The organism is Streptomyces sp. WAC04114, from assembly GCF_019733245.1.
Lineage (GTDB): Bacteria > Actinomycetota > Actinomycetes > Streptomycetales > Streptomycetaceae > Streptomyces > Streptomyces massasporeus_A.
Genome location: NZ_JAIGQA010000274.1, coordinates 1 through 7,768 on the forward strand (window position 1 = coordinate 1; position 7,768 = coordinate 7,768).

The 7,768-nt window shown below is 71.0% G+C and carries 5 protein-coding genes; all 5 read left to right on the forward strand.

Annotated elements, in window-relative coordinates:
* Window positions 1-1,922 (forward strand): penicillin-binding protein 2 (locus K4G64_RS37455; protein ID WP_221760334.1); only part of this gene is annotated, 1,922 nt, incomplete at its 5' end.
* 206 nt (window positions 1,923-2,128) lie between these two features.
* The gene (locus K4G64_RS37460; RefSeq protein WP_221760335.1) at window positions 2,129-3,649 is read left to right on the forward strand and encodes a UDP-N-acetylmuramoyl-L-alanyl-D-glutamate--2,6-diaminopimelate ligase; all 1,521 of its coding nucleotides are present in this window, start codon (window positions 2,129-2,131) and stop codon (window positions 3,647-3,649) included.
* Between the two features lie 28 nt (window positions 3,650-3,677).
* Entirely contained in the window at window positions 3,678-5,084 is a 1,407-nt protein-coding gene (murF, locus tag K4G64_RS37465; RefSeq protein WP_221760336.1) for a UDP-N-acetylmuramoyl-tripeptide--D-alanyl-D-alanine ligase, read from the forward strand.
* On the forward strand, window positions 5,084-6,175 hold the full coding sequence (gene mraY / locus K4G64_RS37470; RefSeq protein ID WP_221760338.1) for a phospho-N-acetylmuramoyl-pentapeptide-transferase: 1,092 nt from the start codon (window positions 5,084-5,086) through the stop codon (window positions 6,173-6,175). Before murF ends, mraY begins: the two co-directional genes overlap by 1 nt.
* A complete protein-coding gene (murD, locus tag K4G64_RS37475; RefSeq protein ID WP_221760337.1) occupies window positions 6,157-7,599 on the forward strand; it encodes a UDP-N-acetylmuramoyl-L-alanine--D-glutamate ligase in 1,443 nt (480 codons plus the stop codon). The genes mraY and murD overlap by 19 nt, the downstream gene beginning before the upstream one ends.
* Window positions 7,600-7,768: the final 169 nt, after the last annotated feature.

Consider the following 7,768-nt stretch of genomic DNA (forward strand, 5'->3'; position numbering starts at 1 on the left):
GCCCCGACGCCCGACGCCGCCCCGACGCCCGGCGCCGTCCCGGGCCCGGTGCCCGTCCGGCCCGGCGGCCGGGGCAGGCCCGTCCGGCGGCGCCCAGGCAGCTGCGGCTCGGCAGCCCCCGCCCCCGTCTGCGCCTGGTCGGACTCGCGCTGACCCTGGTCCTGACCGCCTTCGTCGTGCGGCTCTTCCAGGTGCAGGCCGTCGACGCGAGCACCTACGCCGCCAAGGCCGAGCAGAACCGGTACGTGGGGCAGGTGCTGGCCGCGGACCGGGGGGAGATCACCGACCGGTCCGGCGTGGCCCTGGCGACCAGCGAGGACGCCTACGACATCACCGCCGACCCCACCATGTTCGCCCCCGACATGCTGAAGATCGGGGACGGGCCCGAGCAGGCGGCCGCCTTCCTCGCGCCGATCCTCGGCCAGGAGCAGGAGGACCTGGTCAAGAAGCTGCGGCCGGAGAACAAGGCCCTGCGCTACGTGAAGCTGGCCTCCCGCCAGACCCCGCAGGTCTGGAAGCAGATCAAGGACCTCAAGTCGGCGCTCGCCAAGAAGGCGGAGGCGGACAAGTCCACGCCCAACGTCCTCTCGGGCGTCTTCTCCGTGGCCACCAGCAAGCGCGTGTACCCGGGCGGCGACCTGGCCGCCGGGATACTGGGCTGGGTCAACGCCGAGGGCAAGCCCGGCGGCGGCATCGAACTGCAGCTGAACAAGCAGCTCGCCGGCAAGGACGGCAAGATCCGCTACGCCCAGTCCGGCGGCCGTCTCGTGCCCACCGCGGGCTCCACCGAGACTCCCGCCGTGCCCGGCAGCGACGTCGAGCTCACCATCGACCGCGACATCCAGTGGGCCGCCCAGAACGCCATCAGCGACCAGGTGAAGGAGTCCGCCGCCGACCGCGGCTACGTCATCGTCCAGGACACCCGTACCGGGCAGATCCTGGCCATGGCCAACTCGCCCGGCTTCGACCCGAACGACCTGTCCGACGCCGACCCGGCCGCCCTCGGCAACGCGGCCCTCCAGGACGCCTTCGAGCCCGGCTCCACCGCCAAGGTCATGTCGATGGCGGCCGTCCTCCAGGAGAATGCCGCGACCCCCGGGACCCATGTGGTCGTGCCCAACCGGCTGCACCGCGGGGACCGGCTCTTCAAGGACGACATCGACCACCCGACCTGGTACCTGACGCTCAACGGCGTCCTGGCCAAGTCAAGCAACATCGGCACCATCCTGGCCACCGGACAGCTGGGGAAGACCCAGGCCCAGGCCAACAAGGTCCTCTACGACTACCTGCGCGATTTCGGCCTCGGCAGCTACACCGGGCTCGGCTTCCCCGGCGAGACCAAGGGCATCCTCGCCCCGCCCGACAAGTGGTCGACCTCGCAGCAGTACACGATCCCTTTCGGCCAGGGCGTCTCCATCAACGCCATGCAGGCGGCCTCGGTGTACTCGACCATCGCCAACGGCGGGGTCCGCATCGAACCCACCCTCGTGCGCGGCACCAAGGGCCCCGACGGGCGTTTCACACCCGCCCCGAAGCCCGCGAAGAACCGGGTCGTCGACGCGAAGACGGCGAAGACCCTCGCCCAGATGCTGGAGTCCGTCGTGGACGACGAGGAGGGCACCGGCACCAAGGCGCGCATCCCCGGCTACCGCGTCGCGGGCAAGACGGGTACCGCCAACCGTGTGGATCCGGCCACCGGGAAGTACCACGGCTACACCTCGTCGTTCGCCGGGTTCGCACCCGCCGACAAGCCCCGCGTCACCGTCTACTGCGCGATCCAGAACGCCACCCAGGGCAGCTACTTCGGCGGTCAGATCTGCGGACCCGTCTACAAGAAGGTCATGGAGTTCGCACTGAAGTCCCTCCAGGTCCCCCCGACCGGAGCCAAGGCCGCGAAGCTGCCCGTCTCCTTCAAGCAGTGACAGCCAAGCAGTGATCAGCGCCGACCGCCCTGATCAGCACTCAGCCCCACCGAGCCACCAGGACCGCCTCCGTGACAACGATCACCCCCGAGCCCGGCAACCCGAGCAGCCCCGGCCCCTCACTTCGCCCGGAGGCGGGTACGCCCGGTACGCTCACCGCCGTGCCACACGCTGATCAGTCCCAAACCACCCAGAAGGGCCATCCCGTGACATACCCCGGGCCGCCCAGGCCGGTGCAGGTCTCCGCCACACCCCTCGCGGAACTCGCCGTTCAGCTGGGTGCTTCCACACCGGAGAACGCCGCCGAGGTCACGGGCATCACCCACGACTCCCGGGCGGTGCGCCCCGGCGACCTGTACGCCGCCCTGCCGGGGGCCCGGCTGCACGGTGCCGACTTCGTCAACCAGGCCGCGGGCCTCGGTGCCGCCGCCGTGCTGACCGACCCGACCGGCGCCGAGCGCGCCGCCGCGTCCGGGCTGCCCGTCCTGGTCGTCGACGACCCGCGCGGGCGGATGGGCGAGCTGGCCGCCACGATCTACGGCCACCCCGGCCGGGACCTGCTCCAGATCGGCATCACCGGCACCTCCGGCAAGACCACCACGGCCTACCTCGTCGAGGGCGGCCTGAAGACGGTCAGGTCCACCGGCCTGATCGGCACGGTCGAGATGCGCATCGGCGACGAGCGCATCAAGTCCGAGCGCACCACTCCCGAAGCCACCGACCTCCAGGCCCTGTTCGCCGTCATGCGCGAGCGCGGGGTCGACGCGGTCGCCATGGAGGTCTCCAGCCACGCCCTGGTCCTCGGCCGGGTCGACGGCTGTGTCTTCGACATCGGCGTCTTCACCAACCTCAGCCCGGAACACATGGAGTTCCACTCCGACATGGAGGACTACTTCCGGGCCAAGGCGCAGCTGTTCACCCCGAAACGGGGCAAACTCGGCGTGGTCAACGTCGACGACGAGTACGGCCGCAGGCTCGCCAAGGAAGCCACCGTCCCGGTCGTCACCTACTCCGCCGAGGGCCACCCCGACGCCGACTGGCGCGCCGAGGACGTCAAGGTCGGCCGGCTGGACTCGACGTTCACCGTCGTCGGCCCCAAGGGCGAGCGGATCAGCGCCAAGTCGCCGCTGCCCGGGCCCTTCAACGTGGCCAACACCCTGGCCGCGATCGTCGCCCTCGCCGTCGCCGGCCTCGACCCGCAGGCCGCCGCCGACGGCGTCGCCGCCGTCCCCGGTGTCCCGGGACGTCTGGAGCGCGTGGACGCCGGGCAGCCCTACCTCGCGGTCGTCGACTACGCCCACAAGACCGACGCCGTCGAGTCCGTGCTGCGCGCCCTGCGCAAGGTCACCGAGGGCAAGCTGCACATCGTCCTCGGCTGCGGCGGCGACCGGGACCGGACCAAGCGCGAGCCCATGGGCGCCGCGGCGGCCCGGCTCGCCGACACCGCCACACTGACCTCCGACAACCCCCGCGGCGAGGACCCCCTCGCGATCCTCGCCACGATGCTCCAGGGCGCGGCGTCCGTGCCCGCGCACGAGCGGGGCGAGGTGCAGGTCTTCGAGGACCGGGCCGCGGCGATCGCCGCCGCCGTCGCCCGCGCCGAGCCGGGCGACACCGTGCTGGTCGCGGGCAAGGGCCACGAGCAGGGCCAGGACATCGCCGGGGTGGTCCGTCCCTTCGACGACCGCCAGGTGCTGCGCGAAGCCATCCAGAAGACCCAGGGATGAAAATCCAGAAGACCCAGGGGATGAACTTGTGATCGCCCTCTCCCTCGCCGAGATCGCAGAAGTCGTCGGCGGGCAGACGCACGACATACCCGATCCGTCCGTCCAGGTCACCGGCCCGGTCGTCCGGGACTCCCGCGAGGCGGGGCCGGGCAGCCTGTTCGTGGCCTTCGCCGGGGAGCGCGTGGACGGCCACGACTTCGCGGCGGCGGTCGTCGAGGCGGGAGCGGTGGCCGTGCTCGGCACCCGCCCGGTCGGCGTGCCCGCGATCGTCGTGGACGACGTCCAGACCGCCCTCGGCGCCCTCGCCCGGCACGTCGTGGCCCGCCTCGGCGCCACGCTCGTCGCCCTCACCGGCTCGGCGGGCAAGACCAGCACCAAGGACCTCATCGCGCAGGTGCTGCAGCGCAAGGCTCCGACGGTGTTCACGCCCGGCTCCCTCAACAACGAGATCGGGCTGCCGCTGACCGCGCTCAGCGCGACCGAGGAGACCAGGTTCCTCGTCCTGGAGATGGGCGCCCGGGGGATCGGGCACATCAGCTACCTCACGGAACTGACCCCTCCGAAGATCGGCCTGGTGCTCAACGTCGGGTCCGCCCACATCGGCGAGTTCGGCGGCCGTGAGCAGATCGCCCAGGCCAAGGGGGAACTCGTCGAGTCCCTCCCCGAGGAGGGGACGGCCGTACTCAACATGGACGACCCCTACGTACGGGCCATGGCCTCCCGTACGAAGGCGAAGGTGATCTTTTTCGGAGAGTCCGGCGAAGCGGACGTCTCTGCCGAGAACGTGCGACTCACGGACACCGGACAGCCCTCGTTCAGGCTTCACACACCCTCCGGTGCAAGCGATGTGACCATGCGCCTGTACGGTGAGCACCACGTGTCGAACGCGCTCGCCGCGGCCGCCGTCGCCCACGAGTTGGGCATGTCCGCTGACGAGATCGCCGTGGCGCTCTCCGAGGCGGGCTCCCTCTCCCGCTGGCGGATGGAGGTCACCGAGCGCCCGGACGGCGTGACGGTCGTCAACGACGCCTACAACGCGAATCCCGAGTCCATGAAGGCCGCGCTGCGCGCGCTGGCGGCCATGGGCAAGGGACGCCGTACGTGGGCGGTGCTCGGCAAGATGGCCGAGCTCGGGGACGAGGCTCTCGCCGAGCACGACGCGGTCGGGCGGCTCGCCGTCCGGCTCAACGTCAGCAAGCTCGTCGCGGTCGGCGGCAGGGAAGCCGCCTGGCTGCAACTGGGCGCATATAACGAGGGTTCGTGGGGTGAGGAGTCGGTGCACGTGTCCGACGCACAGGCGGCGGTCGACCTGTTGCGCAGCGAGTTGCGCCCGGGGGACGTCGTACTCGTGAAGGCGTCCCGTTCGGTCGGCCTCGAGAGCGTGGCGCAGGCGCTCATCGAGTCCGGTGCCGAGGGTGAGGTTTCCGCCCGATGATGAAGCAGATCCTGTTCGCAGGAGTCATTGGTCTCTTTCTCACGCTGGTCGGCACCCCCCTGCTGATCAAGCTCCTCGCGCGCAAGGGCTACGGCCAGTACATCCGCGACGACGGCCCGCGCGAGCACGCCAGCAAGCGCGGTACGCCCACCATGGGCGGCATCGCCTTCATCCTGGCGACCGTCGCCGCGTACTTCCTGGCCAAGGTGATCACGGGCTATCTGGACCCGGACGTCGACGCGGCGCCGACCTTCTCGGGCCTGCTGGTGCTCGGCCTGATGGTCGGCATGGGCCTGGTCGGCTTCCTCGACGACTACATCAAGATCGTCAAGCGGCGTTCGCTCGGCCTGCGCGCCAAGGCGAAGATGGCCGGCCAGCTGATCGTCGGCATCGGCTTCGCGGTGCTGTCGCTGCAGTTCGCGGACAACCGCGGCAACACCCCGGCCTCCACGAAGCTGTCGTTCATCACGGACTTCGGCTGGACGATCGGCCCCGTGCTGTTCGTGGTCTGGGCGCTGTTCATGATCCTCGCGATGTCGAACGGCGTGAACCTGACCGACGGTCTGGACGGTCTGGCGACCGGCGCCTCGGTGCTCGTCTTCGGCGCCTACACCTTCATCGGCGTCTGGCAGTTCCAGGAGTCCTGCGCCAACGCGCAGACGCTGACCAACCCGGGCGCCTGCTTCGAGGTGCGTGACCCCCTCGACCTCGCGGTGGTGGCCTCCGCGCTCATGGGCGCCTGTCTCGGCTTCCTGTGGTGGAACACCTCGCCGGCCAAGATCTTCATGGGTGACACCGGTTCGCTCGCGCTCGGCGGTGTGCTCGCCGGCCTCGCGATCTGCTCGCGCACCGAGCTGCTGATGGCCATCCTCGGCGGCCTGTTCGTCCTCATCACCATGTCCGTGGTGATCCAGGTCGGCTCCTTCCGCCTCACCGGAAAGCGCGTCTTCCGGATGGCGCCACTTCAGCACCACTTCGAGCTCAAGGGCTGGTCCGAAGTGCTCGTCGTGGTCCGTTTCTGGATCATCCAGGGCATTTGTGTGATCGTCGGACTTGGCCTCTTCTACGCAGGATGGGCAGCGGACAAGTGACCTCCTCGGAGCCCTTCGACTTCCAGGGCAAGCACGTCACCGTCGCCGGGCTCGGCGTCTCCGGCGTCCCGGCGGCCAAGGTGCTGCACGGCCTCGGCGCGAGCGTCACGGTCGTCAACGACGGCGCCGACGAGCGCGCCCGGGCGCAGGCGGCCGAGCTGGAGGCGCTCGGCATCACCGTGCGCCTCGGCGACGGCGACACCCTCCCCGAGGGCTCCGAGCTGATCGTCACCGCGCCCGGCTGGAAGCCGGACAAGCCGCTGTTCGCGGCGGCCGAGCAGGCGGGCGTCCCGGTCTGGGGCGACGTCGAACTGGCCTGGCGCCTGCGCGGCCCCGACGCCGCCGACTGGCTCGCCGTCACGGGCACCAACGGCAAGACGACGACCGTCCAGATGCTCGCCTCGATCCTGAAGGCGGCGGGCCTGCGCACCGCCGCCGTCGGCAACATCGGCGTCTCCCTGCTGGACGCGGTCCTCGGCGAGGAGCGCTACGACGTCCTCGCCGTGGAGCTCTCCAGCTACCAGCTGCACTGGGCGCCCTCCCTGCGCGCCCACTCGGCCGCGGTGCTGAACCTGGCCCCCGACCACCTGGACTGGCACGGCTCCATGGAGGCGTACGCCGCCGACAAGGGCCGTATCTACGAGGGCAATCGGGTCGCCTGCGTCTACAATGTCGCCGACAAGGCCACCGAGGACCTGGTCCGCGGGGCCGACGTCGAGGAGGGCTGCCGCGCCGTCGGCTTCACCCTCGGCACCCCGGGCCCGTCCCAACTCGGCGTCGTGGAAGGCCTCCTGGTCGACCGCGCCTTCGTCGAGGACCGGCACAAGAACGCCCAGGAACTCGCCGAGGTCGGCGACGTCACCCCGCCGGCCCCGCACAACATCGCCAACGCCCTCGCCGCTGCGGCCCTCGCCCGCGCCTACGGCGTGCCCGCCAGGGCCGTACGGGACGGCCTCAGGGCGTTCACCCCGGACGCCCACCGCATCGCGCACGTGGCGGACGTGGACGGGGTCGCCTACGTCGACGACTCCAAGGCCACCAACACGCATGCCGCACAAGCCTCGTTGGCGGCGTACGAGCCGATCGTGTGGATCGCGGGCGGGCTCGCGAAGGGCGCGACCTTCGACGAACTGGTGGCCAAGTCGGCGAAGCGACTGCGGGGCGCCGTGCTGATCGGCGCGGACCGCGCGCTCATCCGGGAAGCCCTCGCGCGACACGCCCCGCAGGTACCCGTCGTCGACCTCGACCGGACAGACACTGGGGCGATGCGCGCGGCGGTCCAGGAGGCGCACAGACTCGCTCAGGCGGGCGACACGGTGCTGCTGGCCCCGGCCTGTGCCTCCATGGACATGTTCGCCAACTACAACAAGCGCGGGGACGCTTTCGCGGACGCCGTTCGTGAGCTCGGCTCCGCCGACGGCTGACCCGGGTCCGCCTCGCCCGGCGGCGGTGCCGGGCGTACCTGGGAGGGACGCGTGACACGGATGTGGCTGGTGCCCGAGCGGCCTGGGGGCGTTCACCGCGCAACGCCCCCGTCCGGCATGGCAGGGTGAGCGGCGATGCCCACCAGCCGCACCGGACGGCCCCCGACCC